The organism is Polyangium jinanense (assembly GCF_028435265.1).
Taxonomy (GTDB): domain Bacteria; phylum Myxococcota_A; class Polyangia; order Polyangiales; family Polyangiaceae; genus Polyangium; species Polyangium jinanense.
Genome location: NZ_JAGTJK010000031.1, coordinates 67686 through 94165, shown reverse-complemented (window position 1 = coordinate 94165; position 26480 = coordinate 67686). Strand labels below are relative to the sequence as shown.

General features: G+C 68.2%; 22 protein-coding genes. 7 read left to right on the top strand and 15 right to left on the bottom strand.

All coding sequences use genetic code 11. The features are described 5' to 3' along the window. Positions 1-126 precede the first annotated feature (126 nt). The 3 genes from KEG38_RS37240 to KEG38_RS37230 are packed head-to-tail and all read right to left on the bottom strand — an operon-like array spanning position 127 to position 1934. Positions 127-1194 (bottom strand): hypothetical protein, encoded by a 1068-nt coding sequence (locus KEG38_RS37240; RefSeq protein WP_272425173.1) that lies wholly within the window; start codon positions 1192-1194, stop codon positions 127-129. A gap of 33 nt (positions 1195-1227) precedes the next feature. Then, positions 1228-1545: a hypothetical protein gene (locus KEG38_RS37235; protein ID WP_272425172.1), complete on the bottom strand. Its 318-nt coding sequence runs from the start codon at positions 1543-1545 to the stop codon at positions 1228-1230. Next, positions 1542-1934: a hypothetical protein gene (locus KEG38_RS37230; protein WP_272425171.1), complete on the bottom strand. Its 393-nt coding sequence runs from the start codon at positions 1932-1934 to the stop codon at positions 1542-1544. Before KEG38_RS37230 ends, KEG38_RS37235 begins: the two co-directional genes overlap by 4 nt. A 594-nt stretch (positions 1935-2528) precedes the next feature. On the opposite strand from KEG38_RS37230, the gene KEG38_RS37225 reads away from it, so the two are divergent. Further along, complete coding sequence (locus tag KEG38_RS37225; protein WP_272425170.1) at positions 2529-3386, top strand: hypothetical protein; 858 nt, start codon at positions 2529-2531, stop codon at positions 3384-3386. Between the two features lie 55 nt (positions 3387-3441). Here KEG38_RS37225 and KEG38_RS37220 read toward each other — a convergent pair whose 3' ends face one another. Next, positions 3442-4974: a cytochrome-c peroxidase gene (locus KEG38_RS37220; RefSeq protein WP_272425169.1), complete on the bottom strand. Its 1533-nt coding sequence runs from the start codon at positions 4972-4974 to the stop codon at positions 3442-3444. 302 nt (positions 4975-5276) lie between these two features. On the opposite strand from KEG38_RS37220, the gene KEG38_RS37215 reads away from it, so the two are divergent. After that, positions 5277-6620 (top strand): hypothetical protein, encoded by a 1344-nt coding sequence (locus KEG38_RS37215; protein WP_272425168.1) that lies wholly within the window; start codon positions 5277-5279, stop codon positions 6618-6620. Positions 6621-6643: 23 nt separating this feature from the next. On the opposite strand, the gene KEG38_RS37210 is transcribed toward KEG38_RS37215, so the two are convergent. Next, the gene (locus KEG38_RS37210; RefSeq protein ID WP_272425167.1) at positions 6644-7363 is read right to left on the bottom strand and encodes a ferritin-like domain-containing protein; all 720 of its coding nucleotides are present in this window, start codon (positions 7361-7363) and stop codon (positions 6644-6646) included. Further along, positions 7356-7787, bottom strand: a complete 432-nt coding sequence (locus tag KEG38_RS37205; RefSeq protein WP_272425166.1) for a hypothetical protein — start codon at positions 7785-7787, stop codon at positions 7356-7358. The genes KEG38_RS37210 and KEG38_RS37205 overlap by 8 nt, the downstream gene beginning before the upstream one ends. Positions 7788-7933: 146 nt before the next feature. On the opposite strand from KEG38_RS37205, the gene KEG38_RS37200 reads away from it, so the two are divergent. Continuing rightward, positions 7934-8863 carry a LysR family transcriptional regulator gene (locus tag KEG38_RS37200; protein WP_272425165.1) on the top strand — a complete coding sequence of 310 codons (930 nt, stop codon included), beginning with the start codon at positions 7934-7936 and terminating at the stop codon, positions 8861-8863. 10 nt (positions 8864-8873) lie between these two features. Here KEG38_RS37200 and KEG38_RS37195 read toward each other — a convergent pair whose 3' ends face one another. After that, complete coding sequence (locus KEG38_RS37195; protein WP_272425164.1) at positions 8874-9620, bottom strand: LytR/AlgR family response regulator transcription factor; 747 nt, start codon at positions 9618-9620, stop codon at positions 8874-8876. Next, positions 9617-10660, bottom strand: coding sequence for a sensor histidine kinase (locus KEG38_RS37190; protein WP_272425163.1), 1044 nt, complete (start codon positions 10658-10660; stop codon positions 9617-9619). The genes KEG38_RS37195 and KEG38_RS37190 overlap by 4 nt, the downstream gene beginning before the upstream one ends. A gap of 154 nt (positions 10661-10814) precedes the next feature. Between KEG38_RS37190 and KEG38_RS37185 the strand changes: the two genes are divergently transcribed. The 4 genes from KEG38_RS37185 to KEG38_RS37170 all read left to right on the top strand — a co-directional run bounded on the left by KEG38_RS37185 (position 10815) and on the right by KEG38_RS37170 (position 14696). Next, positions 10815-12245: a B12-binding domain-containing radical SAM protein gene (locus KEG38_RS37185; RefSeq protein WP_272425162.1), complete on the top strand. Its 1431-nt coding sequence runs from the start codon at positions 10815-10817 to the stop codon at positions 12243-12245. Positions 12246-12256: 11 nt separating this feature from the next. After that, complete coding sequence (locus KEG38_RS37180) at positions 12257-12856, top strand: murein hydrolase activator EnvC family protein (RefSeq protein WP_272425161.1); 600 nt, start codon at positions 12257-12259, stop codon at positions 12854-12856. A gap of 324 nt (positions 12857-13180) precedes the next feature. Continuing rightward, the gene (locus KEG38_RS37175) at positions 13181-13984 is read left to right on the top strand and encodes a GNAT family N-acetyltransferase (protein ID WP_272425160.1); all 804 of its coding nucleotides are present in this window, start codon (positions 13181-13183) and stop codon (positions 13982-13984) included. Between the two features lie 19 nt (positions 13985-14003). Beyond that, positions 14004-14696: an iron-containing redox enzyme family protein gene (locus KEG38_RS37170; RefSeq protein WP_272425158.1), complete on the top strand. Its 693-nt coding sequence runs from the start codon at positions 14004-14006 to the stop codon at positions 14694-14696. On the opposite strand, the gene KEG38_RS37165 is transcribed toward KEG38_RS37170, so the two are convergent. The 7 genes from KEG38_RS37165 to KEG38_RS37135 form a co-directional block, all read right to left on the bottom strand. Beyond that, positions 14668-15693 carry a helix-turn-helix domain-containing protein gene (locus KEG38_RS37165; RefSeq protein ID WP_272425157.1) on the bottom strand — a complete coding sequence of 342 codons (1026 nt, stop codon included), beginning with the start codon at positions 15691-15693 and terminating at the stop codon, positions 14668-14670. The genes KEG38_RS37170 and KEG38_RS37165 overlap by 29 nt on opposite strands. Before the next feature lie 75 nt (positions 15694-15768). Next, positions 15769-17325 (bottom strand): sigma 54-interacting transcriptional regulator, encoded by a 1557-nt coding sequence (locus KEG38_RS37160; RefSeq protein ID WP_272425156.1) that lies wholly within the window; start codon positions 17323-17325, stop codon positions 15769-15771. A 314-nt stretch (positions 17326-17639) separates the two neighbouring features. After that, the gene (locus tag KEG38_RS37155; protein WP_272425155.1) at positions 17640-19067 is read right to left on the bottom strand and encodes a peptidoglycan-binding domain-containing protein; all 1428 of its coding nucleotides are present in this window, start codon (positions 19065-19067) and stop codon (positions 17640-17642) included. Between the two features lie 76 nt (positions 19068-19143). After that, entirely contained in the window at positions 19144-21750 is a 2607-nt protein-coding gene (locus KEG38_RS37150; protein ID WP_272425154.1) for a polynucleotide kinase-phosphatase, read from the bottom strand. Continuing rightward, positions 21747-23144: a 3' terminal RNA ribose 2'-O-methyltransferase Hen1 gene (locus KEG38_RS37145; protein ID WP_272425153.1), complete on the bottom strand. Its 1398-nt coding sequence runs from the start codon at positions 23142-23144 to the stop codon at positions 21747-21749. Before KEG38_RS37145 ends, KEG38_RS37150 begins: the two co-directional genes overlap by 4 nt. 43 nt (positions 23145-23187) lie before the next feature. Beyond that, positions 23188-25497 carry a MopE-related protein gene (locus tag KEG38_RS37140; RefSeq protein ID WP_272425152.1) on the bottom strand — a complete coding sequence of 770 codons (2310 nt, stop codon included), beginning with the start codon at positions 25495-25497 and terminating at the stop codon, positions 23188-23190. A gap of 50 nt (positions 25498-25547) precedes the next feature. Next, positions 25548-26372 carry a TIGR02452 family protein gene (locus KEG38_RS37135; RefSeq protein ID WP_272425151.1) on the bottom strand — a complete coding sequence of 275 codons (825 nt, stop codon included), beginning with the start codon at positions 26370-26372 and terminating at the stop codon, positions 25548-25550. Positions 26373-26480 lie beyond the last annotated feature (108 nt).

Here is a 26480-nt window from a genome sequence, read left to right as displayed (position 1 = left end):
GTATTCACCGTGCCCACATGCCGCAAGTGGCCCCGCAACGCCTCGACGACCCATCTCGAACGTTCGAACCGCGCTCGCCACGAAGCTCCGCCCTCGCCTCCGGAAGCCTTGAGAGGGGATGCCGTTTCAGCGGGTCCGTTCACCGAGCCGCCGGAGGTGCGGTCGCCCTCCGGCTTCTTCCACGACGACCCAGGGATTTTTCGGGTCGTAGGCCGTGACGCCCCAGATGGGGAACGGCGGAGCTTGGTCGATCGAGGAGAGGCCGTCGCGCAGGAGGGAGCGGCCGGTGGCGGAGAGCGTGTATTTGGCCGTCTGCCAGCCGTTCGGCGCTGTCCAAGATTTGGCGTGCAGGGCGCCGCGCTCCGCCCATTGGGCGAGGCGTTCGAAGAGGACGATATCTCCGGTGAGACTCAACCACCGACGCAGCTCCTCGCCTTTGCTCCCCCGGCGCATGAGGATCCTCGCGGGATTCGAAGGCGTCTTGTTCACACAACCGAGCAATAGCGCATCCAGGGTCGAGAGGGAGAGGCTACGCTCGCTCAGCCGGGGGAAAAGGCCCGCCTGGTACGCGCCCAGCTCGAAGAACTCCTTGCGTGAGGGCGTCTCGCGGAGGCGTTTTCCGGAGAGGATCGGGGAAGGAGCCGTGAGCTTCCTCCAAAAGAGCGCCTTTTCGCGGACCTCCCTCCGTGAAAGAGAACGTGCCGTGCCCCATGCTCGCCGGGCCATCGCGGGCTCCAGGGTGACGTATACGATACCGAAGCTGAGGCGCGCATGCCTCTCCCCGTATTCACCGATGAAGATGAGTGAGAGGTCGGGCTGCGTAGGATGGTGCTGGAGCCGATAGGCGCAGTACGCCCAGAGAGCAACGCGATCCATCCACTTGAGAGACGTCCAGACGACGACGGGTTCGGCGGCGGCGAGGTCTGCGAGGACCCGACGAAAGGGGGGGACATACGCCGGAGGGTAGGGCCACACATCGGCCCAGAAGTCGCGGCGCAGGCGCATGTGATCCTCAAGATCCGGGGCGCAAGGGCCGACGAGCAAACCATCGTTCATGGAGCGCACAGCTACGCGCATCCCGCGGCGAACGGCGAGTGCGACATCGCTAGAGGTGGCGATGTGGATGGTCATGGCACGCTCAGAACCTGCATTGCTGGCATTCCGGCGAAGGATAGTACCCACCCGTGGTCTCATTCGTGTCCGACATCGAATCAACTCCTATGTCAGTCACACGGTGATGCCGAAGGACGTCAACACGGATTCCGCTGTCGATTGGAGATCATCGGGCGCCTTCCGTGTCGCCACCCAGTCCGAGACGAGCGCTCGCAGCTTCCGCACGCGGTCCCGCTCTTCCTCGCCGACGACCATGTCCGTCCAAACCTCTTTTGCGAGGATACCGTCGAGGGCGCGCTCGGTCTCGTGTAGGATCGTCACCCATTCGGGATCAGGAGTCGTGGAAGGATCCTCCCGCAGCGCCATCACGAAGGCAGCGATGCAATTGATGCCTTCGGCGATCGCGTTCGCCGTGTCTCGATCATCTGTCATGGCTCCGTCCCCTCATTACTTGTCGAAATCGTAGCGGCAAAGCCATTTGCCGATCGGGTAGATGAGACGGAGAACGAAGGCCCTACCCTGAAGTCGCCGCCCTTCCACGCGTACCCGAAGGCGACCGACGTCTGGTTGTACACCCCGACCCCGAGCCTACCCGTCCCGGGCAGGACGCTGCACAGGTCGTCCACGCCAAACGAAAAACCGCCCTCCCCGCGCCACGCGACCGCCGCGTGAGGGCTCACCGCGAAGCGCGGCAGGGTCCCGACGAGGATCCCTCCCAGGCCCACGCCGCCGCTGACCTCGTACGCCTCTGCCGGCGTGACGAGGAGGATAAGCGCGGCGCACAGCATGCCGCTCTCGATACGGCCATCCCTCCGAGCCACGCGCTCCCCCCTCCCCCGTCAGTAGGCTACGGTCGGCATCACCACACCGTCAACCTCTTCCCCGGTGTTTTCCGGGCATTCACCGCGTCCACACGCCTCAAGTCATCCCGCAACGCCTCGACGACCCATCTCGAACGTTCGAACCGCGCTCGCCACGAAGCTCCGCCCCCGCCTCCGCCCGCGAGTCAGCACCGGGAGAGTTCCGCAGGCCCCGTCGCGAGCCCAAACCCGAACGTCGACGCGTCGCCCCCTCGCTCCTTTCGCCTGAACCGCTCCGTCTCGCGTTGGCACGCAGGTTCGAGCGCCGATCGCCGCACGTCGAAACGCGCGCACCAGGCACCTCCGGCGCCACGAGCGACGACGCAACCGCTCACGCCCCCGTTCCGCGCGCCCCGTCCCCCCCGTCGACGTTGCAACCCCACTTCGGGCGCCCGAACCGCCCCCGCGACGCGTTGCAACGCCACTTCAGCCACCTCGAACGCCCCCGCAAGCCGTCTCCGGCGCGTTCGAGCCCCTTCCCGTGAGGGACGGCAGTGTCCCCGGACGCATCATGTCCTTGACGGCCGGCGCGTGAGCCCTCTAGCATCCGCCGCCATGGTTGGAATCAAGACCCTCCCTGAAACGACGACCACCGCGACGGCCGCGATCCATTTCCGCTTCCTCGCGGCCCATATCCGGCGCAATCCCCTCACGCAGGCGCTCGTTCCCGACGTGGATGCATTCGAGCCGCGCATCGAGGCCACAATCGCCGAGGAGCGCAATCTCCTCGAAGCCGAGGCCTCCGCCGGCGCGGCCGTCCAGTTCGCGGATCACGACCTCGATGATTCGGTCGATTTCGTCTCGGCGAACGTGGACAGGCGTTCGCTCCTCGGGCACCGCCTCTTCGGGGACCTCCGCCCCAGCGAGTTGAAGCGACCCATCCTCGGCGGGCAGCTCGACATCATGCAAACCTGGCCCGAAGCGCTGGCGGAAAGCGATAAAGCCGTGCTGAGAGACCAGGCGCCCGTGGTGGCCACGCGCGCGCAGGTTGGCGAGGAAGCGGCGAAGGAAAAGAAGACCGCGACGCAAAACCTGGTCAACTTCCGGACCATCGGCACGCGCGTGAAGCTGAACCAGGATCACAACAAATTGCGGAAGTCCCTCTACGGAAAGCTCGGCGAGATCCAGCACGCGCACAAGCTCGGCGCCGGCTGGGCAGAGTCGTTCTTCCTGCAGGAATCGGCCGAGGAGCTGACCCTGAGCCAGCTCGACAAGAAGATCGGGGCCGCCTCAGCGGAGCTCGACGCGCTGAAGAAGCAGCGCGAGGCGCTCGCCGCACAGGAAGCGAGAATCGCAGCCCAGCGGGCGCAGGCCGCCCAGCAAGAGAAGAAGGCGAAGCTCGAAGCGCTCCAGAAGCTCAAGGCCGACCTCGCGGCGCAAGAGGCAGCGTTGCTCTCCGAGCTCTCCGAATGAGGATGGTTGGATTCGCGCTAAAACGATGCGCGGGGCGCATCCGAAGCCGTGAATCTCACTTCTTCTTGTAGGGCTTCGGCTGCTTCGGCGTCACCGTATCGGTGAGCGTCTTCATGAACGCCACGAGCGCCGCCTCTTCCTCCGCGGTGAGGCCCAGGTTCCCGACCGTGCCCACCACGCCGGCCTGACTTTCGGTATCGAACTCCGCGGCCGGCCAGCAACCCCTCTCCATCGCCTCGTCCGCCGTCGTCCCGGGCGGGCAGTTCACGTCGTCCCGGAGGAGGATCGACGTGTTGTAGAAGTGGACCACCTGCTCGAGGCTCTTGAAATAGCCATTGTGCATGTAGGCCTTCGTGAACCCGTTGCCGCGGCGCTTGTCGACGTTGCGCAGCGTCGGGGTCTTGAAATGGCCGGCGAGCGGCGTCGCATTCGGGTCCTCGGTGTCGAACGAGGCGCTGGGATCCGCATGCTCGAGGAGCCCGGCGTCGCCGTTCTCCGGATCGAAATTCTCGATCTCGAAGTTCGGCGGCACCCCGATGTTATGATACGCGAAGTCGCTGTAAATCTGGTTCAGCTCATCGCCCTTCGAGCCCAGGGTGGGCCCGAGGACGACCGAATTGTGGCTGTTGTGGCACAGCGCGCACCTCGCGTTCTTCAGGTCAGGGTTCTGCCCTGAGTCGTTGCGGCCATAAAACAGGTCGTGTCCGAGGTTCTCCTCGGGCGTGAGGCTGGAGAACGGGAGCGCGAGGACCAAGTTGCCCTGGGCATCCAGGGTCGTGACGGCCTCGTCGCGCCGCGAGCTGAACGAGTTGACCTCGGAGGAATGCTGCCAAGCGGAGAGCGCAAGGCCGATGCGCTTGAAGCTGATGGCCGGATCGGCGCAGTTGATCGTCTCACCCCACGCCTTCGTATAGAGCTCCGCGTATTTCGCCGACTTGACGTGCAAGCAGACGGCCTCAGCGCCGGGCAAACCGTGATCGTTGCCGTCGGGAACGTTCTGTTCGGCATCGTTCGGAAAAGGCCCGAGCGCCTGATCCGCGAGCGGTCCGAGGAAGAGGCCATACGCCGCGGCAAGGGCCGCATTCCCCTTGAAGATTTCCGTGCCGACGTGCGTGATCGCCCCCGTGCCCGTGAAGGTCGGAAGCGCCGTGAAAGGCGTTGCCGTGCCCTCGGCGCGTCCGTCCCAGAATGTGCCTCCCGTGCAAACCCGCATGATGCCGAGAGCGCACGCGGCAGCAGGTGGAATCAAAGTGACGGTGACGGTCTTGGGCGTTTCGCCAAACGCCGGGCTGAAGCTCGCATACGCGTTGCTCGGAGGCTTGCGCCGCCCGGCCGCTTTGGGATTGGCGCCGGGGACGACGACGCCGTTCTTGTTGATGCCCGCGACGGCGCCCGTCCAGCCATTCGCGGCGTCATGACAGGTATGGCACCCCTGGCGCTTCGGATCGGAGATATTGTCGAAGAAGACACGCTTGCCAAGCTCCTCGAGGGCGGCGGCGTTCTGGGCAAGCGCCGTCCCGCTGGACAACAGCACCGCTGCGGACGCGAGAAGCATCACGCGTTTCGTCACCACGTTAAGGACAATCACGATGCATTTTCTCCTTGAATTCGAGGATCGGTCTCCGTCAGCTCGTCACGTTCTCCGCGCGATCACTCCTTTGCTTCAACTTGGAAAATGGCGGGGGGCCTGCCCACGACGAACCCCTTCACTCGATCGTCAATGGCCCCTGCGCGCAGAAGAAACACGGCGCGGCCCGCAGAGCAAAGCCGGTGCCACGAGCGCAGTCACGCGCGTTCTTGCTGCAAAGCTCCTTGGGGTCCAGCGCCCCTCAATGCTATGCTGACGGAAGCATGGACGGCTTTGAAGCGTTTCGCGCTCATATCGAAACATTGAAGGACCCGAAGCCCAAGGAGGCTCTCGGCCTCGCGCTCGCCGCGTTCGAGGGCATCTGGAAGGACGGCACCTGCGATCAGGCGCGTCTCGATGTCGTCGTGGGAGTCGCAGGTGCTGCGTCGACGCTCCTCTGGTCTTCTGGGATGGAGATGCTCGTGCAGTTGGCCTCTCGCGACAGCTCCGCGCTCGAAGCGTTCCTGGCCCTGGCAACGTCGCGCAAGGCGGGTCAGCGCTTCGCCGCGATAGCGGCGATGGACAACCGACTGCCTCGAGCCACCGTGCTCGACGTCTTGAGAGCAGGTCTCCTCGACAAGAGCTCCAAGGTGAAGATGCGCGCTTTCCTTCGTTGCAACGATCTCGCGGCCAAAGAGCTCGTCCGAGACATGACGAACGTCGCTCTTGGCATGGAAGGCAAGGCACGCGAAGAGGCAGACTGGTATCTCGCACTGACGCGGGACGGTTACGTCATCGAGCCGGACGTAGACCGCGCCACGATCACCATCGTTTATCCTTGGGGAAGCATCATCTCGAGCCCCGTGCTGCTGGAGGAGACCACGCCCGAGCGTATCGAAGCGACCCTCGCGCGCCTGCGCAAAGAGGCGGAAGACGACCACGCGTGGGGAGAGCGGCTGAGGGTGCGAGACGAGGCACAAAAGAAGGCGGAGAGGGAGCACGCAGAGGAGAGGAGCCGCAAGCGACGCGAGGGCACGCTGGTACCTGACGAACAGAAGAGCTTTTTCCTGGTCGATCCAGATACGGGTGAAATATCGGACGGTCGCGACTTCGACCGGACGATACGCGCGCTCGTCACGGGGGCCCATCCGGATGTCAGGAAGACGATGGGGATGGGTCATCTCAGGATCGCGTCAGGGGAGGTGGCGATCGCGGATCCCATTCATCACTTCCACAAGCAGCCGCTCGAACGTGAGGCGCCAAGAGGGGCTCACGAGATAAGCTTCCTCTTCGGCGAAAGTGACGCGCACGTCGGGGCCGTCGTCCTTCGCTTCGCGGAAGGCGAGATTGCAAGCGTCGAAAGAGCCGCGTGGACATTCCCCTTCAGGGAGGCGACGGTCTTTGGTCTCGCGTCCGGGCTCGCCGCGATCTTCGACTATCGCGAAGTCTCCGAGCTCGATCCGCCTCGCCGTCCCGAGCTGATGAGCTTGATCGAGCTCGAAGACGGCGAGGCGGGCATCCTCGTGGCGCTCCCGCGTATCCGCAAATGGAACATCGCCCTATGCCGCGCGAGCCCCGAGACGGGCACGTTCTACTCGTGCCACTGGGCCCTCGATCGGCGCGGCGAGCCGCTCGCGCTCGTCGTCGACTTCGCCGCGTTCAGCTGACCGAGCGGCAGGGAGCAGAAGATTCACGGCAGCCTCTCCGAGAGCCAGCTTTCCCCCCGCGCCGTGTCGACGCCGAAGCGCCGCAGCCCTGGGAACACCACGAGGGACATCGTGTCGCGGAAGATTCGCTTCCGCTCGGCGCGATCCAGCGCGCCGAGGCCGGAGAGCGCCTCCTGTGCCGGGTGCTCTGCCCAGGATGAGAAGAGCTCCTCGGAGACTGTGCCGGCGAGCATGGCCGGGAGAGAGGGGCCCACGACATCCTGGGCGCCGCGCTCGTGCTCGGCTGCGAGGTGCGCCCATCCGAGCCTTGCGTGGTCGACCTCGTCGCGAAGGATGTGCTGCATCGTGTCGCGCACCAGCGGATCGGTCGCACGTGCGACGAGCTCGCCGAGCAGTGCGGCGCTCAGCGTCTCCGTCACGCACGACATCGCGATGACCTCGTAATGCAGCCGCTCGCGTGGCCCGAGTCCGCTGGGCGTCACCACGCGCGCGGCGGGCACGGCTCCGAGCTCGAAGGGCTTGCCTCCGAGCTCGCGCACGAGTGCTGCGCATTGCTCTGCGTGGCGCCGCTCGTCCTCGGCCGCCTCGCGGGCCATCGTGATGACGGGCGCCACGGCGCCGCATGCTGCGAGCTCGCCTGCGAGCCGCGTGAATCGCGCGGACGCTTCGAGCTCGGCGCGCGCGCGGTGCCGCCAGATCTGCGCCGCGGCGCAACGCGCGGTCGTGGCCTCGACGTCAGCCATTGCAGCAGCCTGCCCCGGCATTGCCCGCCTCGCAGAATCCGGCGCAGCACGGCTCCGTATTGAGACAATTCTCGGCCCAGCAGCACGGGCAGCCGCAAGGATCACTCGGGTTGGCGGGGGACGGCGAGCATTCGAGGTTGCTCGCGCCGCCCGCGCTGCCGCTCCCCGACGTCGCGCTCGCGCCGCCCTCGCCACCTGCGCCGCCGCTCCCTGACGTCACGCCCTCGCCGCCTGCGCCGCCGCTCCCCGACGTCGCGCCCCCGCTTCCGCCCGCTCCGTTCCCGCCGTTCCCGCCGTTCCCGCTGCTCGTGCCTGCCGCGCCACCGTCCCCGCCGTTCCCCCCGTCGCTCGTGTGGCTGCACGCAGGGAGACCAAGCGCCGCGCCCCCCAGGACCAGGACATTGAAGAGTTTTTCGATGTTCATGACATCCTCTTGCGTTAGGAAGACAGGATTCCGGGCGGGATCCCGTGCGCCGCACGGGTCCACCGTTGGTTCTTCCCAGGATGCGTCCCCTCGAACGTCCTGTGAATCGGAATGTTCGATATTGTATCGTTCGGGAAGACCGAACGATGAACGACCCTACCTCCTTCCGCCCCGGCGCCTCCCTCCCCGACCTCGAATCGCTCCGTTGTTTCCTGGCCGCGGCGCGCCACCTGAGCTTCCGCGTGGCGGCGCGCGCCGTCGCGTTATCGCCCGCGGCGTTCAGCGATCGCATCCAACGCCTCGAGGACACGCTCGGCGCGCCCCTGTTCGACCGCACGACCCGCCGCGTCGCGCTCACCGCTGCGGGCGAACGCCTCGTGCCGGAGGCGCAACGTTGCCTCGATCAGGCGCGACGGTGCGGCGAGGTCGTGCTCCGCGACGACGGCGCGCCGATGCCTTACGAGCTCACGATCGGCACGCGCTTCGAGCTCGGCATGAGCTGGCTCGTCCCGGCGCTCGACGCGCTCGACGCGGCGTGCCCCGAGCGCAGGCTTCACCTTTATTTCGGAGATACGGCGGAGCTCGTCCGGCAGGCGCAGCGCGACATGATCGACGCCTTCGTCTCGAGCGCGCGGCTTTCGGACGCGGGTTTTTCATACGCGCGCCTGCACGAGGAGCGGTACGTCTTCGTGGGGCAACGGCAGCTCCTCGCGCGTCGCCCCCTCGCGCGTCGAGAAGATTGCGCCACGCACACGCTGCTCGATACGCACCGCGACCTGCCGCTCTTTCGCTACTTCCTGGACACCCGCCCGGGAGGCGAGGACTGGGCTTTTCGGCGCGTGGACTACCTCGGCACGATAGGCGCCGTGCGCATGCGCGCCCTCGCAGGAACGGGGGTCGCCGTGCTGCCGCAATACTTCGTGGAGGGGGATCTTCGACGGGGCCGGCTCGTTCCGATCTTGCCGAGGGTGAAGCTGCCGATCGATTGGTTCCGGCTCGTCTGGCGCGACGGGCACCCGCGGGAGGCGGCGCTCCGAAAGCTGGCCGAGGACCTCGTCGCGCGGCCGCTCCGGTGACGCCGAGCCATCATGCTTCGTCGCCGCCCGCGCCGCGGGCGATCCCGAGCGCGCGGCGGAGCTCCCTCGCCGCCTGGCGGGAGACCTCGACGGTGTGGCCATTTTTCGTGCGCGCGAGGTAGCCGCCCGAGGGCGTGGGCTCGAGCAGGCTCACGTGCTCGAGGTTCAAGAGCGCGCGGCGGTGGACGCGGACGAAGGTGCCCGCCGGCAGGCGCTCTTCCAGCGCGGCCAGCGAGAGATCGGTGATCACGCGCCGCCCATTCGCCACGATCGTGACGAGCGCGCCGTCGAGCTCGGCGAACGAGATCTCGGCGGGATCGAGGAGCAGCACGCCCTCGCGGGTCTCGATCGCGAGACGCCGCGCGGCGGCGTGAGGGGGGTTCGGGGGCGCAGCGCTGATGACACGTCGTGCGCGCTCGATGGCGATCTGCAGGCGCCCGGCCTCCACGGGTTTGAGCAGGTAATCGACCGCGGCCACCTCGAACGCGGACACGGCGTATTCGGCGTGCGCGGTGCAGAAAATCACGTAGGGCCGCGGCTCGGGCAACAAGCGAATCGCCTCGAGCCCAGTGAGGCCGGGCATTTCGATATCGAGCAGGATCACGTCGATGCTGCCCTGCCCGAGGGCCGCGCGCACAGCGTCGCCGCGATCGCACTCGCCCACGATCACCACGTCCTCGATCGCGCCGAGCAGCCGAAAAAGACGCGCCCGCGCGAGCTTTTCGTCGTCGACCACGAGCACCCGCAGCGCACTCACGAGGTCACCTCCGGCAGCTCGAGATCGACCCGCGTGCGGTCGTCTTCGCCGCGAATGGAGAGGCGCGCGCGCTCGTCGTAGGCCAGCGCGAGCCGGCGCTGCACGGTGGGCAAGCCATCGCTGCCCGCCCTCGGGCCGGCGTACGCGCCTGGATTCGAGAGCGTGATTCGAAGCGCGCCCGGCACCCGTCGGATCACGAGACGCACCTCGCCCTCGTGCCCGGCGCCGGGACCGTGTTTCATCGCATTCTCCGCGAGCAGCAGGAGCACGAGGGGCGGTACCGGCAGAGGCGCGGCGTCCGGATCGAGCTCCATGACCACCGTGAACCGCGTGGGATCGCGCAGTCGAAAAAGCTCGAAGAGCGTACGTACGAGCGCGAGCTCCTGCTCGAGGGGCCACCACTCGGCACGCACGCCGGCGAGGATCGCGCGCAGCATCGACGCGAGGCGCAGCACGGCCTCCTCGGCGACCGCGCCGTCGACGCGGCACCACTCGGCGATCGCATTGAGCGTGTTGAAGAGGAAATGGGGATCGAGGTGCGCGCGGAGCGCGAGGAGCTGCGCGCGCTCCGCCTCGCGCTCGAGCCTCTCGGCGCGCTCCCGCTGGGCAACGAGCCGCACCTCGAGATCGATGTCCCGACCGAGCCCCCAGCCGCCAACCCAGTAGAGCGCGAGCGAGCTGACGAGGTTCGCAGGGACGGTGAGGAAGCTAGGCCCGAGTCGCAACCAGCGGGGGATCACGCCCCCGATGCCAAAGACCACGATCGCGCCGAGCGCCGCATAGGCGAGGACGCGCAGCAGCGTGGGGCGATCGGCGGCGATCGCGCGCCAAGAGACCGGCGCGAGCAGCGTGAACGAGGCGCAAAGCGCAACGCCGACCGCGAGGGAGGCCGAGCCGCCCGAGCGCGCCTGGGCGACGAGGAGCGTGACGGTCATCACGAGGATCGGGACGAGGCGACGCGGCGCTGCGAGGGCGCGGAGCGTGGCGATCGCGAGGGGCTCCTCCAAGGGCTCTGGTCTCCCGGCTGCACGCGCCGTCATCGGAGAAGGTGATAGCCGATCCCAGGGCAGGGCGGAACGCGAGACCGCTCGAGGTATCGAAGCGCCCGCTCGCGTCCCAGGACCGACCGCTCACGCACTCTCGCGCGGCGAACCAGGCTGCACGCGTTCATCGTGAGCTTCGAGGAGTCCTACGATGAAGGTGAGAATCGTCGTCGATTACGTGCCTCGTTACCGTCGCGGTCATCAATGGCACTTCGTCCCGCCGGTGACGGGGATCCACCTCGCGGCGATCACCCCCTCCGAGCACGAGGTGGAGGTCATTCACGAGCAGGTGCGTCCCGTCCCCGTCGATACCACGCCGGACGTCGTCGCCCTTTCTTTCTTCTCGGGATTCGCCCGCCGCGCGTATCAGCTCGCCGATCGCTACCGTGCGCTCGGCGTGCGCGTGGTCGCGGGCGGGCCGCACGTCTCGTACTGGACCGAGGAGGCCCTTTCACACGTGGACGTGGTCGTCACCGGGGAGGCCGAGTCGGTATGGCCCGAGGTGCTCCGTGATCTCGAGCGGGGAACGGCGCGCCGCGTGTATCGCGGGGAGCCGGCGAACCTCGCCGGATTGCCGACGCCCCGGTACGATCTGCTCGAAGACCGCTTCCTCGTCCCGCGCGTTCTCCAGGCGACGCGGGGTTGTCCGTTCACGTGCAGCTTCTGCACCGTGCCCGACCTGAACCCGGGTTTCCGCGTGCGTCCGGTCGACGAGGTCGTGCGCGATATCGCGACCACGCGTTTCCCTCGTTTTTGGCAGGACAAGGTCGCCTGGTTCTGGGACGACAACCTCCTCGTCCAGCGCCGCTGGGCCAAGGACCTGCTCCGCGCGATGATCGGCCTCGATCGGTGGTGGCTGACGCAGGCGTCGATCGACATCGTCAAGGATCGGGAGCTACTCGACCTCATGGAGCGGTCCGGATGCATCGGCATCTTTTTGGGTATCGAGAGCCTCGACGAGGCGGATCTGCGCAGCGTCGACAAGCGGCAGAACCGCGTGCGCGAGTACCGCGACGCGATCGATCGCCTGCACGATCGGGGGATCTGCGTGATGGCCGGCTTCATCTCGGGGTTCGACGATCAAACGCCGGAGGCCATCGCCGCCACCGCGGATCGCCTCAATGCCGTGGGCGTGGACGTGCCCTTCCTGAGCGTGCTGACGCCATTCCGCGGCACACCGCTCTATGACGAACACCTGCGTGACGGCCGGATCCTCACGGAGCGCGACTGGCCCCATTACAGCGGCTACGGGGTGGCGTTCCGGCCCGCCAAGATGACCCCCGACGAGCTGCTCGCGGCGCACCGGCGGCTCTGGAACCGCGCCTTCTCGCCGGCGCTGGTGCGGGATCGGCTCGCGCGCGGAATGCGGCAATTGAGCCGCGGCGGGATGATGCTCTCGGCAGCGATGAACGGGTTTTACGGGCTCAAGCAGCTCACGGGCAACGAGCCTGCGTCGCCGCCGATCGAGGGAGAGGGGCACATCGCGCACCCGGATCCGAGGGAGGCACCCTTGCGGCTGTCGCAAATCGGCGTGCGGCGCGCCGAAAAGAAGAAGGTCGAAAGCACGCCAGGCCTTCGGTGAGAGGAAAGCCGATGCGCGCCCAGCATCCCTCGCCCCAGAGCGCGACGGCCGCGCCGAGGAGGCGCTTCCGGCCACGACGGCTCGCGCTCGTGGTCTTCGTGTTCGGCCAGCTCTTCTTGTGGGGGGCCTATGCGTTCGGGAGCGGCGCGCTTCACCCGCCAGTCGACGGCGTGCCGCTCGCGCGCATTCCGCCCACCTTCGGCGCGCCGCGCGACGGCGGTCGCTCCCGGCATCAGGGCGTCGACATCCTCGCGGCACGTGGCACGCCGGTGCGCAGCGTCGCGTGGGGCGTGGTGCTGGCGCTCGAGAAGCAGCCGCGCGGCGGCAAGGTGGTATTCGTGGCGGGTGACGGGGCGCTGCTCTTCTTTTATGCGCACCTCAACGACCATGCCCCAGGCCTTCACGTTGGACAAATCGTCTCGAAGGGAACGCTCCTCGGCTATGTAGGTGACAGCGGGAACGCGAAAGGGGTCCCGCACCTGCATTTCGAGGCGCGCCCCGCCGCGACGCTCTTCGCGCCCATCGATCCGCGGATCTTGATGCGACCGCGGCGCGTGGGACCGGCAGAGCGTATCCTCGCCGCACTGGCGACGATCGCGGAGCCACGCTGATTCGCCTCTTGTAGAATCGCGCGCGGGCGCGTCCTTTCGTGATGACCGCCCAGGGCGGCATGACGATTCGTTGCGCGATCCGCGCAGCACGGTATGCACGGCTTGGGCAAACGAACCCGATGGCTGGCGCCTCCAGGTGCTGCATGCGCCAGGATCCACCTCGTCCACCTTTGTCGACGACACTGCATCCATCCGGATCCACCTCGCCCTGCTTTCCCCCCGCGTTCAGCCCGAAAATCGACCACCCTCCGCAGGCACGTCGCCTGCAATCAATGCCTCTCCGGCGACCGAGCCGATTTCCTGCTTGCGCCGCCGGAGGACATCATGTCGGACATCCGCTGCATCATCGCCGAAACCCAGAGACACCTCGACGACGCCGTCCGCGTTCGTTTCGACGTATTCGCCCGCGAGCTCGGCTACCTCGACACGAAAGACCACACGGTCCCCCGCGAGCTCGATTCCTTCGATACCCTCCCCACGACCCTCCACCTCATCGCCTACGACGGCGATCTCGCCGTTGGCACCCTCCGCCTCCTCCTGCCGAACCCCGAGGTTGCCGCCACGAACGGTACCTCCTTTGGCCTCTCCGTCGAGTCGCAATTCGACCTCACGCCCCTCGCCGCCGTCGGCCTCCGCCTCGCCGAAACCTCGCGATATTGCGTCCTCGCCACCCATAGACACTCCATGGCCGTCGCCGAGCTCCACGCCGCCGCCGTCCACCTGAGCCGCGTCCTCGGCGTCGGCTACTGGATTGCCACCGCAAACACCGAGACCGACGGCATCGAGGACGCCCGCCTCATCCAGCACGTCGCACGCGAGCGCGGGTTCGTCCGGAACGACCTATCCCTCGCCCCGCGCTTCCCTCCGTCCGCCCCCGCCTCGCCGAAACGCCCGTTCTTCGACGACCACGCGCGCTCCGAGGCCACGCGCTCCCCCGCGCGATTCCGGCTCCCGCGCACCCTCGACATGTACGCCCGCCGCATGCGCGCCCGCTTCGTGGGCCCTCCGGTCTACGACACCCGCTTCCGCATGTGCGCCCTCCCGCTCCTCGCGTCGGTCGCCGAACAGCGCACCGTGCAGCGCGCAAAGCCCCCCGTCTTCCCGAATCCGGGCTCGATTGCCGCCTGAACGAAAGGAGCCCGTGATCATGAACTGCCTCGTGGAAACCCTCGATACCACCGTCTCGGACCTGCTCTCGGCCCTCGACGCGCACCCCGCGGCCCGCCGCCTGCTCGCAGGCGATCTCGACACGGACGAATACGCGTCCTTCCTCCGACAAACGTATCTTTATGTCCAGCAAACCCGCCCCTTGCTCCGCCGCGCCGGCGAGCGGCTTTCGCGCGCGGGCAAGGCCCCCGACCTCGCGCGGCTCTTCCTGCAAAAAGCCGACGAGGAGCAAGGGCACGACCTCTGGGTCCTCGAGGACCTCGCCGCAATCGGCCGCCCCGAGAACCCGGCCGCGCCGCCCTCGCCTTGCTCGGCCGTCACCGCCTACATCGCCTGGAACCGATTCCAGGTCGAGGCCGGCTCGCCCCTCGCCTTCCTCGGCACGGCCTACGTCCTCGAAGCCCTCTCCCAGACCCGCGCCGGCACCACCGCGGCGCATCTCATCGCGCGGCGACGGATCCCCGGCATCGAACGCGGCGTCCGCTTCCTCTCCGGCCACGCCGATGCCGACGAGGGGCACACCGAGGTGCTGCGGGGCCTCTTCGGGCGCATCGAGTCCGCCGAGGACCGCCGCGCCATCGCGCTCTCGGCCGCGGTCACCGCGGCGCTTTATCCGGGGATGTTCGCGGGGGAAGAGACGACCTTCAACGCTGCCGCCACGCCATGTGAATGAGCGCGGCGCGGTTCGGGATGCCGAGCTTGTCGAAGATGTGCGAGAAATGCTTCTTGACCGTGAGCTCCGTGATGCCGAGCTCGGAGGCGATGAGCGCGTTGTCCCAGCATACGCGCTCCGCCACCTTGAGCTCCGCGGACGAAAGGACCTTCAGCCAGGCCAGGGGGATGGGCACGAGCTGCGGGACCTCTTCGAACAGCATCACGAAGGACGCGGCGTCCATACCCGGAAGCTTCTGGATCGAGACCTTCAGCTCGGCCAGCGCGCCGCTCCGCCAGAAAGCGTCGGTGAGCGTGTGAGGGTTCTTCACGATGGAGGCGAGACGCGCGGCGAGCGGCTCGGGGAGCCCGTCCGGGCCGAATTCGATCGGCCTGAACCAGGCCTGGAGCATCTTCTCCGCGCTCGCCGTCCGCGCAATCTCCGCGCCCGACGCGCTGAACACGATCGCCTCGTGCCCGATCCCGGCGAGCACCGCGTCGAGCAGCGACGCGCGCTTCGCCATCGCCCCGAAGAGCCGGCAGTTCTTCACCGCGTTCGTGAAATGCCGCGAGAGCTTCTGCAGGATCATGCGCTCGTGATCCGAGAATGGAACCCGCTTGTCCCGGTAGAGGATGAGCCCCCCGTGCCAGGCAGGATCGTCGCGGAGCATGACGGCCATCACGTGCTCGAGCCGCATGCCGATGTCGCGGCAGTGGTTGTAGAGGTAACTCCGCTCCATCGCCGCGCGCGCGAGCATCTCGGTGTCGCGTAACACCTCGTTCGGACGTTCGGCCACGGCGATCCGGACGAAGTCGTGCGGCACCATCTCCGCGTATCCCTGGAAAAACCGCTCGGGCATCTCGACGACGGCCCAGTCGTAGACGGCGTGCCCCTCGGGCCGGCTCACGCAGAGCGCCCCGTGATCCGCGGACACGAGCTGCGAGAGCAGGCCGTAGCCGCGGCCGAGCACCTCGTGCAGATCGAGCGATCCGCCGAGCTCGGCGACGAGGTCCAGCATGAGGCCGTGCTCATGCTCCGTGAGATCCGAAGGCCCCCTCATATGCGTTCATGATGAACCCGAACTGACCACGATTCAACGCCCGCCTTCGTCCCGACGTTTCGATCCCGTACCGTTCCGGGGGACCAACCCTTCGGGCCACTGGCGCGCTTCCGACGACGCGAGCGGATGTTTTCGATACCATTCATACAGGTTCTGCCCCGGCGCGGGCGACTCCCCTTGCGCCGGCGAGGGACCCAGCACCGGCGGAGGCGCAGCAGCAGGCGCGGCCCCGCCCTCGGATCCGCCGCCCTCGTCGCTCGATCGGAGCCCGTGTCTTCGCATCACCCGCTGGACGAACGCCCGCCCCACACCGGCGATCTTCGCGGCCTGGGACACGTTGTACCCCGTCTCCCGCAGCGCGCGCTCCACATAGGCCCGCTTGTAAGCATTCTCCAGGTGCGCGAGCCCCACGTGCAAGGGAAGCTCGAGGTTCACGACCGGAAGCACCGCCGACGGCGGCTCCTCCGTCTCCTCGGCGGCCCACGGCGGCTCGTCGAGCCCGAGCGAGAGCATCATCTCCACCTTGTTCCGAAGCTCTCGCACGTTCCCCGGCCACGGCCGCGGGTGCGCCTTCATCCGCTCGAGCACCTCGTTCGGCAGGAGCGGCGGCGCGTCCTTCCGCCCCTGCCATTCCTTCTCGAAATGCCGCACGAGCAGCGGGATGTCGTCGAGCCGCTCCCGCAGCGGCGGCAGCCGCACCGGCACGACGGCCAGCCGGTAATAGAGATCCTCGCGGAACCTGCCCCGCTCGACCTCCGCCGCCAGCGATCGGTTCGTCGCGGCCACGATCCGCACGTCGGCCCGCCGCGGCTCGTTCTCCCCGATCCGGGTGATCGTGCGTGTCTCCAAAGCCCGGAGCAGCTTCGGCTGGAGCTCGAGCGGCAGCTCGCCGATCTCGTCGAGGAAAAGCGTCCCGCCGTGCGCCGCCTCGAACCTCCCCATGCGGCTCTCGGTCGCGCCCGTGAAGCCGCCGCGCTTGTGCCCGAAGAGCTCGCTCTCCAGCACGCCCGCGCTCACCGACGAGCAATCGAACACCATGAACGGGCCACTCGCCCGCGCGCTCTCGGCGTGAATCGCTGCGGCCACGAGCTCCTTGCCCGTCCCGGTCTCCCCCTCGACGAGCACGGTCGCGTGGGTCCGCGCGATCTTTTCGAGCAGCGCGAAGAGCCGCCGCATCGGCACGCTCGCGCCGACGAGACCGCCGAAGCGCGTGCGGGACGAGAGCGGCAGCGCCACCACGTCGCGCATCATCTTCAGCCGCAGCGCCGAGGCGCCGAGCCCGATCGTCGAGTCGGGCCGGGCGTAGGCGTCGCGGATCCGCACGCCGTCGACCGTCGTGCCATTGCGGCTCGTCGTGTCGAGTACGCGCAGGAGATCGCCTTCGATACGGAGAAGCAGGTGATGCCGACTGACGGTCGGATCCTCGAGAACGAGGTCACAATCCTTCCCGCTCCCGACCCGCACCTCCGGCCCGAGCACCTCGGTGACGACCCCTGCCATGGGCCCTCGGCTCACCTCGACGCGAATCTTGTGCGTCCGGAGCTCGAGCCCCCGATCGGCTTCCATGGTCCAGGTATTCCAGTCCTTCATGGGGCCATTTTGTATCCAGGCCGCCAAAGTGTCCAAATATAGGGCGATCCGGCGTCCGTCTTGGTTGCACGGCAATTTAAATTACCGAACCACTACGACGAAAGTGGTACGAAGGCGAAGGATGCACGAGCCGTAATCCCTTTTGGCGGGGGCGAGGAGCGATGCTCCGACCGGGCCAGGGGCAGCGGCGATACGGCTCACCAGACGACTACCACCAAAGTGGTACGAAGCCACGACGCTGATGAGCCGTAACCCTGAATGAGAGGGCGAAGTCGCCAGGAGGGGGCGACGAGAGGCGACGGGACGAACCCCGCTCAGCCGCGGACCGTGGCGCCGAACACGTTTTCGATGAAGTCGGCATACTTCATCCGGACGCGACCTCCGCCTTCGGGCATGGCCACGCGGGGAGGTTTGTCGCCGCCCTCGTCCTTGCCCCACGGGTTTCGGAGGACGATGGAGGCGGGCTTGCCATCCTTGCCCGCTTCGAGCCACTCGACCGAAAGCCAGTGGTACGTCCGGAACTCCAGGATCACGGGCACCGGCACGCCACGCGCCGCCGACGTCGCCACGAGGGTCGCGACTTCGTCCTTGGGCCGAGAAAGCGTGCTCACGCTCGAATAGCTCCCGCCGAGGATGGCTTGATACAGGCTGGTGAAGCCATACACGGCCATCTGACTGTTGCCCCGTACCGCCGCCCAGAACGTGTCGTTGTCCTCGGGGTTGTCGTAATCGAAGAGCCAGCTCATCGCCGAGGCGTGGTTCATGATCGCCGACTGGAAGAGCCGGTCGAGGTCCACCCGCCCCGAGTTGTCCCGCGCGATCGCGCTGCGAGGCATCTCGAGCTTCTTGCCGGACCGGAGCGTGATGGCGCGCGCCTCGCGGGTGATGCCGTCGACGATCCGCACGAGCTCGGCCGGATCTCGCCGCAAGAGCACATACTCCATCACGCCGGCCCCACACGTCCCGTGCCCCTGCCCCTGCTGCACCCGGAGGGGGTTGTCGACGTGCCGGATCACCTGCCCGAGCAAAAGCTCCGGCTCGATCCCCGCCTCCAGCAAGAGCGCGGGGTTGCGTGGCGTCTGCGCGAACGTGGCCAGGTTCGGAAGGAGTGATCCCTCGTGCAGGCGCCCCGCCGCGAGGAGCCGCTCGAGGGCCGCGTTCGCGGGCCCGTCGTCGCCGATCGCGCGCCGAACGGCGTCGAGCGAACCGGCGCGGTCCGAAGGCAGCGGCCCCTTCTTCGTGCCGGCCTGCGCCTGGACCGGCGGCGGCGAATCCGGATCCGCCACGGGCCCCGCCCCCGGGCCCCGGAGCTCGGCCGCGTCGTCGAAATACCCCTGATCTTGCCGCGAAGGCCCGCCCGCCACCTGCGCCGCGGCCGCGGGCCTCGCAGGCGCGCCCCCGACCGCCGCCGCCATGGCGTCGTGCAGCCGGCCCTTCCGCTGCGTGGCGAGGCGCCGATCGATGACCACGAGCGTCGCCGCGTCGAGCACACCCGTCTGGGGCAGCCCCGCCGCGGCTTGCTCGGCCACGATGGCCGTGTGGGTCTTCGGTCCGAACGAGCCATCCGGGGTGAGGGACGCGCCGAGCTCGACGAGCGCCTTCTGCAAGAGGACCACGGTCCCGCTCTTCACCCCGCGCTCGAGCGTCGCTTGCCCCGCGGCCACGGCCACGAGCATCGCGTCCTCCGCGAGCTCGGGTGATACGAGAGTCCCGTCCCCTGCGTTCGACTCGTTCTCGTTCATTCCAATCCTCCATCCCGCGCGACGGTTGCCGCGCGAAGAGAATAGCAAACGTGGAGCATAACGCCCGGCTATGGCATCAAAGTCGCGGATCGACCGGCTCGCTTTCCAGCGCGAGGATCGCGAACACGCATTCGTGCACCCGCCGCAAGGGCTCGCCCCGGACGAAACGCTCGAGCGCCTCGACGCCGAGCGCGAGCTCCCGCAGCGCGAGCGACCGTTTCGCGCCGAGCCCACGATTGCGGAGCCGCGCGAGATTCTCCGGCAGATCGTATTCGGGCCCGTAAATGATCCGGAGATACTCGCGGCCGCGGCATTTCACGGCCGGCTGCACGAGGCCGCGTTTGCCCCGCGCGAGGAAAGAGATGGGCTTGACGACCATGCCCTCGCCTCCCTCCGAGGTGAGCTCCTCCCACCACATCGCGCCCTCCCGCTCGCTCGCCTCGTCCCCGAGCGTGACCTCCACGTGCCGCGTCGAAACGAGCACCTGGCCATCCGCCTCGGCGAGCCGCGCCGCGATTCCCAGGTGGAAAGGATGATCTCGATCGACGAACACGCGCCCCTCGGCCGCGAGCAGATGGAAGGGCGCGACGCGATAATCCTCGATACACGCGACCGGCCAGCAGTACCGTCCGTACGCGTCCACGTAAAGCGAAGCGGCCCGCGCCCGCGCCTGCATGTTCCCGAGGAGCGCGTCCGCCTCGATCCCGCGCGCCTTCGCCTTCGTGAGCGCCTCGATCGCGGCTCCGAGCGAAGACCGGGCCGCGCTGCCCACGGGCGCGTATTGCACCCGGACGAGCGCCTGCGCCTTCGCCGACCACGGCATGATCTCCGCGTCGAGCACGAACCAGGGCCCGATCTCCTCGAAGAGCCCGCTCGCCTCGGCCGCGCGCCGCACCCGCGCGAGAAGCGCCTCTTCGAGCTCGCGATCGTCGAAAAACGGCCGGCCCGTGCGCGTGTACACGATGCCCGCCCGACCGTCCGTCGTGCCAAACCGCTTCTTCGCGGTCGCCTCGTCCCGACAAACGACGATCACGGCCCGCGAGCCCATGTGTTTTTCTTCGCAGATGACGCGCGGGACCTCGTTCCGCCGGAAATACGCGAAGGCCTCGGCCGGGTGCTCCAGCGTGCCCGGAAACTCGCTCGTCTCGGTCGGGGACATCGTCGGCGGCAGATAAACGAGCCAGCGCGGATCGACCGCGAACCGGCTCATCGCCTCCAGCGCCGCGGCCGCGTTCTCCTCGCGCACCGTGACCCACCGCGCGAGGCGCGTGCTCACGGGCCGCTTGCCGATCACGTCGTCGAGATCGAGCGTGTCGTCGTGCGTCTGCTGCGCCGAGCGCCCATCCTCGGCCGCCACCGGGACCAGCGGCTTCTTCGGCTCGCAATATTGACGCGCCGCCGGCACGCTGACGAGCTCGCGCTCGGGATAACGCAGCGCCGTGAGCGCGCCGCCGAAGACGCAACCCGTATCGATGCAGATCGTATTGTTCAGCCAATCCGCCGTCGGCACCGGCGTGTGGCCATACACGACCGTCGCGCGGCCCCGATATTCGGTCGCCCAGTTGAGCCGCACGGGCAAACCATACTCGTCCGTCTCGCCCGTCGTGTCGCCATACAGCCCGAATTCGCGCACGCCGCCCGACGAGCGCCCTTGCATCGACGCCTTCATCCCGGCGTGCGCGACGCAGAGCCGCCCATCATCGAGCACGTAATGGCTGACGAGGTCGTCGATGAAACGCGCGAGGTCCGCCTGGAACGCCTCCGTCGTATGCGCGAGCTCGGCGAGCGTCTCGGCGAGCCCGTGCATGATCGTGACCTGCCGTCCGCGGAGCACCTTGAGCAGCTTCACCTCGTGGTTGCCCGGCACGCACAGCGCGGCCCCGCTCTGCACGGCCGTCATCACGAGGCGCAGGACGTCCACGATCCGCGGTCCCCGATCGACGAGATCCCCGAGGAAAACGAGGCGCCTGCCCGGCGGCGGCGTCACGCGCACGCCGTGCGGGCCCGCGGCGGGATCCCATTCGACCGTGTACCCGAGATCTTCCAGCAACGCTTCGAGCTCGTCGCAGCAGCCGTGCACGTCGCCGATGATGTCGAACGGACCGTGCTCGTCGCGGCGATCGGTCCAGAGGCGCGTACGCTCGATGGTGACGTTCTCGATCTCCTCGGCCTTCCGCAGCACGTGCACCACGCGGATGCCCTCGCGCTCGATCCCGCGCAGCGACGCTCGTAGATCCTGCGATTGCCGCCGCACCACGTGGACCGCCACGTTGCGGTCCGTGCGCGCCTCGTTCCGCTCGTTGCAGACGCGCTCGCCCACGTCGAGCACGATTCCCGTCGCGAAGACGTGGTGCTTGCGCGCGATCGCCACGAGCGGCTTGCGGTACTCGGGCCGCACGTTCGTCGCGTCGACGACCACGAGCTTGCCTGCCTCCAGGCGTTTGTCCACGACGAGGTGCAGCACCTCGAACGCCGACGCCGACGCGCTTTGATCGTTCTCGTCGTCCGAGACCATCGCGCGGAACATGTCGGATGAGACGACCTCGGTCGGCGCGAAATGCTTGCGCGCAAAGGTGCTCTTCCCCGATCCCGACGCGCCGAGGAGCAGGACGAGGCTCGGTGTCGGCAGGGAAATCGTGCGGCCGTTCGCGGGGGCCGCCTCCGCCGGGACTTCCGTGCTCATCGGGAGAACACCGCCATTTGCGTGGGAGATCCCAGGGTTTCATCGACAGGTCCGATCGGCGCGAACCGGACGGCATAGCCATTTCGCTCCGCGACGCCGCGCGCCCACGCCTCGAATTCGGCGCGCGTCCATTCGAATCGGTGATCCTTGTGGCGCATGTGGCCCGCGGGGAGCGAGGAGAAGACGACGTTGTATTCGGCGTTCGGCGTGGTCACGACGACGACGCGGGGGCGGGCGTGCTCGAAGACCGAGCGCTCGAGCGCGCCGAGGCGTGAGAGCTCGAGGTGCTCGATGACCTCCACGAGCGCGGCCGCGTCGAAGTCCGAGAGGCGCGCGTCGCGGTAGAGGAGCGATCCGTGCAGGAGCTCGATCCGCTCGGATTTTCGGCCGCCGTGCCGATCGAGCTTCAGCCGCTCCGAGGCCACGTCGAGCGCGCGTTGCGAGACGTCGACCCCCACGAGCCGCGTGATCGCTCGGTTTCGCAAGAGCTTCGCGAGGAGCTTGCCTTCCCCGCAGCCGAGATCGACCACCGACGTCGCGCCTTCGTCCGAGAGCGCCCGCGCCACGGCCTCGATCCGGGCCTCGTCGAGGCGCACGGGCGCCTCGATCGCCGCCTCCTCCTCGGCGTGCGCCTCGGCCTCCGCGTCGGGATCCTTGGCCTCGCCCGAGACGAGCCGATCGAGCGCCGCGCGCGCGAGGCGACCCCTGTGCTTCAGGTACCGCCGCGCGATGAGCTCTTTTTCGGGGTGCGTCGCGAGCCACCCCTCGCCGTGGTAGACGAGCTTCTCCACCTCGTCGTCGCCGACCCAGTAATGCTTGTCGTCGTCGAGTACGGGCACGAGCACGTACACGTGCGAGAGCAGCTCCGAGAGCGGGCACGCCTTGCGCAGGCGGACGTCGTGGTGCGCGCCCTCGCCCCACGCGGGGAAACGTTCATCGAGCGGCAAACGGGTCGCGGTGACCTCGTATCCGAGCGGCTCGAACAGCGCGCGGAGCAGCGTCGCGCCGCCGCGGCACGGCACCGCGGAGAGCGTCGCTTCGAGCGGGATCGACGTCTGCGCGAGCTCCGGCCGATCCTTGCAGCGACCCGCGAGCGCCGAGCCGAGCACCTGCGCGATGGCGACGCTGAGGAACGACGACGCGGCGTACGGCCTGTCGTTCACGTACTGATCCACGGGCCCGCCCTCGGAGGATCCGGGCCGACCCCGCACGAGGGCGACCGGATCGAGGTCGACGAGCAACGCGGCCGTCACGGCCTCGGTCGAGGCTTCGGGATAGAAGACGTGCGCGCGGCCGAACGCGAGGGGGAACGTCTGGAGTTTGTCGGGGTGCTTGTGCAGCAGGAACCCGAGCCCCGACGCGTGCGGACCCGTGGCGCGGAGGGTGAAGAGCATGCGAAGACCGTTCGACCGAGGCTATCAAAGCCCGGCGCTGGGGTCACCCCCGGATCTTGCCGCGCGTGCTCCGTTTTTCCCGGGAGCAGCGCCTCGCGACGAACGCAGAGAGCCCGAGCACCAGCACGAACGGCACGCCGCCGCTCATCCTGCGTCCCCGCCCGGCACCCGCGGCGTCGCAGAACACGCCGTTGCCCTCGAAACCCACGGTGGGCACGGGCTCGCAGACGCCGAGTTGCGAGGTCTCGGAGGTGCAGAACGATCCCGCGGGACAACCGTTGCCCGCCGCGCCGCGGCAGCCCGCCTGGCAGACGCGCGCCGGGATGTCGCAAACGCGCCCGCTGTCGGCGGCGCCGCAATCGGCGTCCTTCGCGCACTCGTTCGGCCCGGGCTCGCAAACGCCACGCGAGGCGTCCACGGACGAGCACACTTCGCCGTAAGGACAACCATTGCCCCCCACGCCGCGGCAACCGGGCACGCACATGCCCGCCTCGCAAACGGAGCCGCTCACGGGATTGCCGCAATCGACGTCCGTGAAGCAGGTGAACGCGTCGTCCGCCGGATCGTTCGGATTCGTCTCGCCCGCATCGACGACGCCGTCGTGATCCGCATCTTCGAGCCCGTCCGGTTTGCCGCCGCCGTCGGTGTCGGCCTTCGTCGGATCCGTCTTTGTGGCGCCGAGATCGCCGTCGGGCTCGCAGCTCAATGGCGCGGGGTCCGTCGCGGGATCGTCGCAGCCATAGCCCATCTCGGTGCCGTCCGGCAAACCATCATCGTCGCTGTCCGGATCGAGCGCGTTGATGAGCCCGTCGCCATCCGAATCCGCGTCCTTCGACGGCTCGGCGCCGTCGGGCACGCCGTCGTCGTCCGTGTCGGCGTCGGCCGGATCCGTGCCGAGCATGCCCTCCTCCGCGTCGCTCAAGCCATCGCCGTCCGTGTCCGCGCAGCCCTCGTCGGTCACGCCATTGCAGTCGTCGTCCACGCCGTTGCATGTCTCGTTCGAGGGCAAACCCGGCATCGCGTTGCACGTCGTAGCGAAAAGCGCGTCGCAGACGATCTCACCCATCGCGAGGCACGCGCCCACGCCCACCGTGCACATCTCCCCGAGGTCGAGCCCGTCGTCCACGACGCCGTCACAATCGTCGTCGATGCCATTGCACATCTCCGCCGCGGGGTCGCCGGGCGTGGCGCTGCACTCGCTCGAGAGCTCGTCGGCGGTGCACACGATGACGCCCGACGCCGCGCACGCGCCGAGTCCCACGTCGCAAGGCACGCCGAGCCCGAAATCTTCGTCCACAGCGCCGTCGCAATCATCGTCGATCTCGTTGCACGTCTCCACCTCGGGAGCGCCGGGCGTGGCGCTGCACACGCTCGATAGCTCGTCGCTGGTGCACACGATGACGCCCGACGCCGCGCACGCGCCGATGCCCACGTCGCAATCCGCGCCGAGATCAAAACCATCGTCCATCACGCCGTTGCAATCGTCGTCGATCCCGTTGCAGGTCTCCGTGCCGGGCTCGCCGGGGAACGCGTCGCAGGACCTCGTGAGCCCGTCGCACAGGATCGAGCCCGTCTCGAGGCAGGCCCCGACACCCATGGTGCAGGGCGCTCCAGTGTCGATGCAGTCGTAAAGGCAGGTCGCGCCATAAAGGGCGATCGGATCGGCCACGAGCCCGGCAAGCGTGGTGGCGCCCTTGTCCGAGATCAGATCACCCGTGAGGCTCTGCGCGTCGCTCGACGAGCCGCACGCGAGCCGGAACGGCGTCTGGTTGGTGATGCCGAGATCCACGCGCGCGACGGCCCAGTCGATGAAGAAGTCAGCGTCTCCGCTCATCATCGAGGGAGCCGCGACAGCGCGCGCGTGCGTCGACGCCGGGTAACTCTTCAAGAGTAGCTCCGAGATGTCCGCAGGCGATCCGTCGTTCTGCGGACTCGTGTTTCGCCGGAGCTCGACGACGTCCGAGCTCCCGAGGACCCCGATGGAGAGCTCGTGGCTCGCGAGGTCGCCGTCGGTATCGATGAGACAAACCCAGCCGAACGCCTTGAAATCCGCGGGCGACGCCTGGAGCACCGCGTCGTTGATCCGCAGCCGGAGGTAGAGGAAATTGGCGTCGGCCGCGAAGTAGGCCGCGGCGCCGCCCTGCGCGGGATCGCTGACGACGTCCTGCCCAGATGCCGCATCCCCCGGTGGATCCGCAACCCGCGCGCCCCCCCGGACGAGCGGTTTCCACGCAGCATCCGCGGGGAACGTCTGGGCATCCGCCGGCGCAGGCAGGGCAAACGAGGCGAGCCCGAGCGCCACGGCGAGGAGCGCGAACCGAGCAGAGCGACGAGGGCGAAAGATCGAAGCCATGGGCGTCCGAGCGATCGTGCCGGGAAGCGCGCCGCGGCACAAGAGGCCGATCACAGGTTCGCCATCCGCTCCTCGAACGCGCGCAGCGTCGCGCGCGCCGCGCTGCGATCGTAGATCCCGAAGACCACACGATCGAAGGCGCCTGTGAAGCGCGGATGCGCAAGCCAGCGCGCGAGCACGTCCGCGACCTCGCGCGGGTCGTTGCGGAACACGCCGCAGCCCCACGCCCCGAGCACGAGCGTGCGATGACCGTGAAGCGCCATGGCCGCGAGCACGTACGCCGCGCGCCGCTCGAGGGCCTCGTGGATCGCGGGGCCCGCCTTCTTGTCGCGGCGAAGCGCCTCGCCCGCGTTCGGAGCCGGCGCCGTCACGATCGACAACGTGAACGGCTCGTCGAGGAGCGCGAGCCGGTCGTCCCGGAAAAACGGCACGTCGGGCGAGTAGATCAGGTGATCGGTGTAGATCATCGACGCCGTCGCCCGGTTTGCCTCGTAATACTTCGGCTGCCGGACGAGGCAGGTATAAAGCGCCGAACACCGCGCGAGGTCTTCCTCCTGGGCCTTTGCGCCGCCCAAAAAACCGCCGCCCGGGTTCTTCGCGGAGGCGAAATTCAGCGCGGCGACGCGCGCCTCGCCCTCGCGGCAGAGCCTTCGCCCCGCGGCCGCGGTCGTCTCGTCCGTCACCTCGATGCGGATCGATCCGGGGCGCCGCTCGCGAGGCTCGGCGTGCACGAGATCGCCCGGTTTGTAGAGCACGGTCCCCGCCGCGGCCGCCTCGACGAGACGGCCGATGTGGACGCGCTGGCCCCCGGCGCTCTCGTATTCGCCGCGGGACACGATGTCGAGGGTCTCCTTCGCGATGCTCGCGAGCTTCATGTTCCCTCCGAAACGCAAAACCAAGTCATGCCGCGAGGATATGCCACGTGCGCCGCGATCGGTCGATCTTCCTGTAAGTCCCGACAACGAACTCCGTTATGCTCGGGC

What these genes read in the sequence shown, in the direction of transcription:
- KEG38_RS37190 (WP_272425163.1), bottom strand. Translation starts at nt 10,660, where the DNA reads ATGACGGCGCGTGCAGCCGGGAGACCAGAGCCCTTGGAGGAGCCCCTC.
- KEG38_RS37210 (WP_272425167.1), bottom strand. Translation starts at nt 7,363, where the DNA reads ATGGCTGACGTCGAGGCCACGACCGCGCGTTGCGCCGCGGCGCAGATC.
- KEG38_RS37240 (WP_272425173.1), bottom strand. Translation starts at nt 1,194, where the DNA reads ATGAGACCACGGGTGGGTACTATCCTTCGCCGGAATGCCAGCAATGCA.
- KEG38_RS37205 (WP_272425166.1), bottom strand. Translation starts at nt 7,787, where the DNA reads ATGAACATCGAAAAACTCTTCAATGTCCTGGTCCTGGGGGGCGCGGCG.
- KEG38_RS37185 (WP_272425162.1), top strand. Translation starts at nt 10,815, where the DNA reads ATGAAGGTGAGAATCGTCGTCGATTACGTGCCTCGTTACCGTCGCGGT.
- KEG38_RS37175 (WP_272425160.1), top strand. Translation starts at nt 13,181, where the DNA reads ATGTCGGACATCCGCTGCATCATCGCCGAAACCCAGAGACACCTCGAC.
- KEG38_RS37150 (WP_272425154.1), bottom strand. Translation starts at nt 21,750, where the DNA reads ATGAGCACGGAAGTCCCGGCGGAGGCGGCCCCCGCGAACGGCCGCACG.
- KEG38_RS37140 (WP_272425152.1), bottom strand. Translation starts at nt 25,497, where the DNA reads ATGGCTTCGATCTTTCGCCCTCGTCGCTCTGCTCGGTTCGCGCTCCTC.
- KEG38_RS37145 (WP_272425153.1), bottom strand. Translation starts at nt 23,144, where the DNA reads ATGCTCTTCACCCTCCGCGCCACGGGTCCGCACGCGTCGGGGCTCGGG.
- KEG38_RS37180 (WP_272425161.1), top strand. Translation starts at nt 12,257, where the DNA reads ATGCGCGCCCAGCATCCCTCGCCCCAGAGCGCGACGGCCGCGCCGAGG.
- KEG38_RS37200 (WP_272425165.1), top strand. Translation starts at nt 7,934, where the DNA reads ATGAACGACCCTACCTCCTTCCGCCCCGGCGCCTCCCTCCCCGACCTC.
- KEG38_RS37235 (WP_272425172.1), bottom strand. Translation starts at nt 1,545, where the DNA reads ATGACAGATGATCGAGACACGGCGAACGCGATCGCCGAAGGCATCAAT.
- KEG38_RS37160 (WP_272425156.1), bottom strand. Translation starts at nt 17,325, where the DNA reads ATGAAGGACTGGAATACCTGGACCATGGAAGCCGATCGGGGGCTCGAG.
- KEG38_RS37155 (WP_272425155.1), bottom strand. Translation starts at nt 19,067, where the DNA reads ATGAACGAGAACGAGTCGAACGCAGGGGACGGGACTCTCGTATCACCC.
- KEG38_RS37135 (WP_272425151.1), bottom strand. Translation starts at nt 26,372, where the DNA reads ATGAAGCTCGCGAGCATCGCGAAGGAGACCCTCGACATCGTGTCCCGC.
- KEG38_RS37165 (WP_272425157.1), bottom strand. Translation starts at nt 15,693, where the DNA reads ATGCTGGACCTCGTCGCCGAGCTCGGCGGATCGCTCGATCTGCACGAG.
- KEG38_RS37225 (WP_272425170.1), top strand. Translation starts at nt 2,529, where the DNA reads ATGGTTGGAATCAAGACCCTCCCTGAAACGACGACCACCGCGACGGCC.
- KEG38_RS37170 (WP_272425158.1), top strand. Translation starts at nt 14,004, where the DNA reads ATGAACTGCCTCGTGGAAACCCTCGATACCACCGTCTCGGACCTGCTC.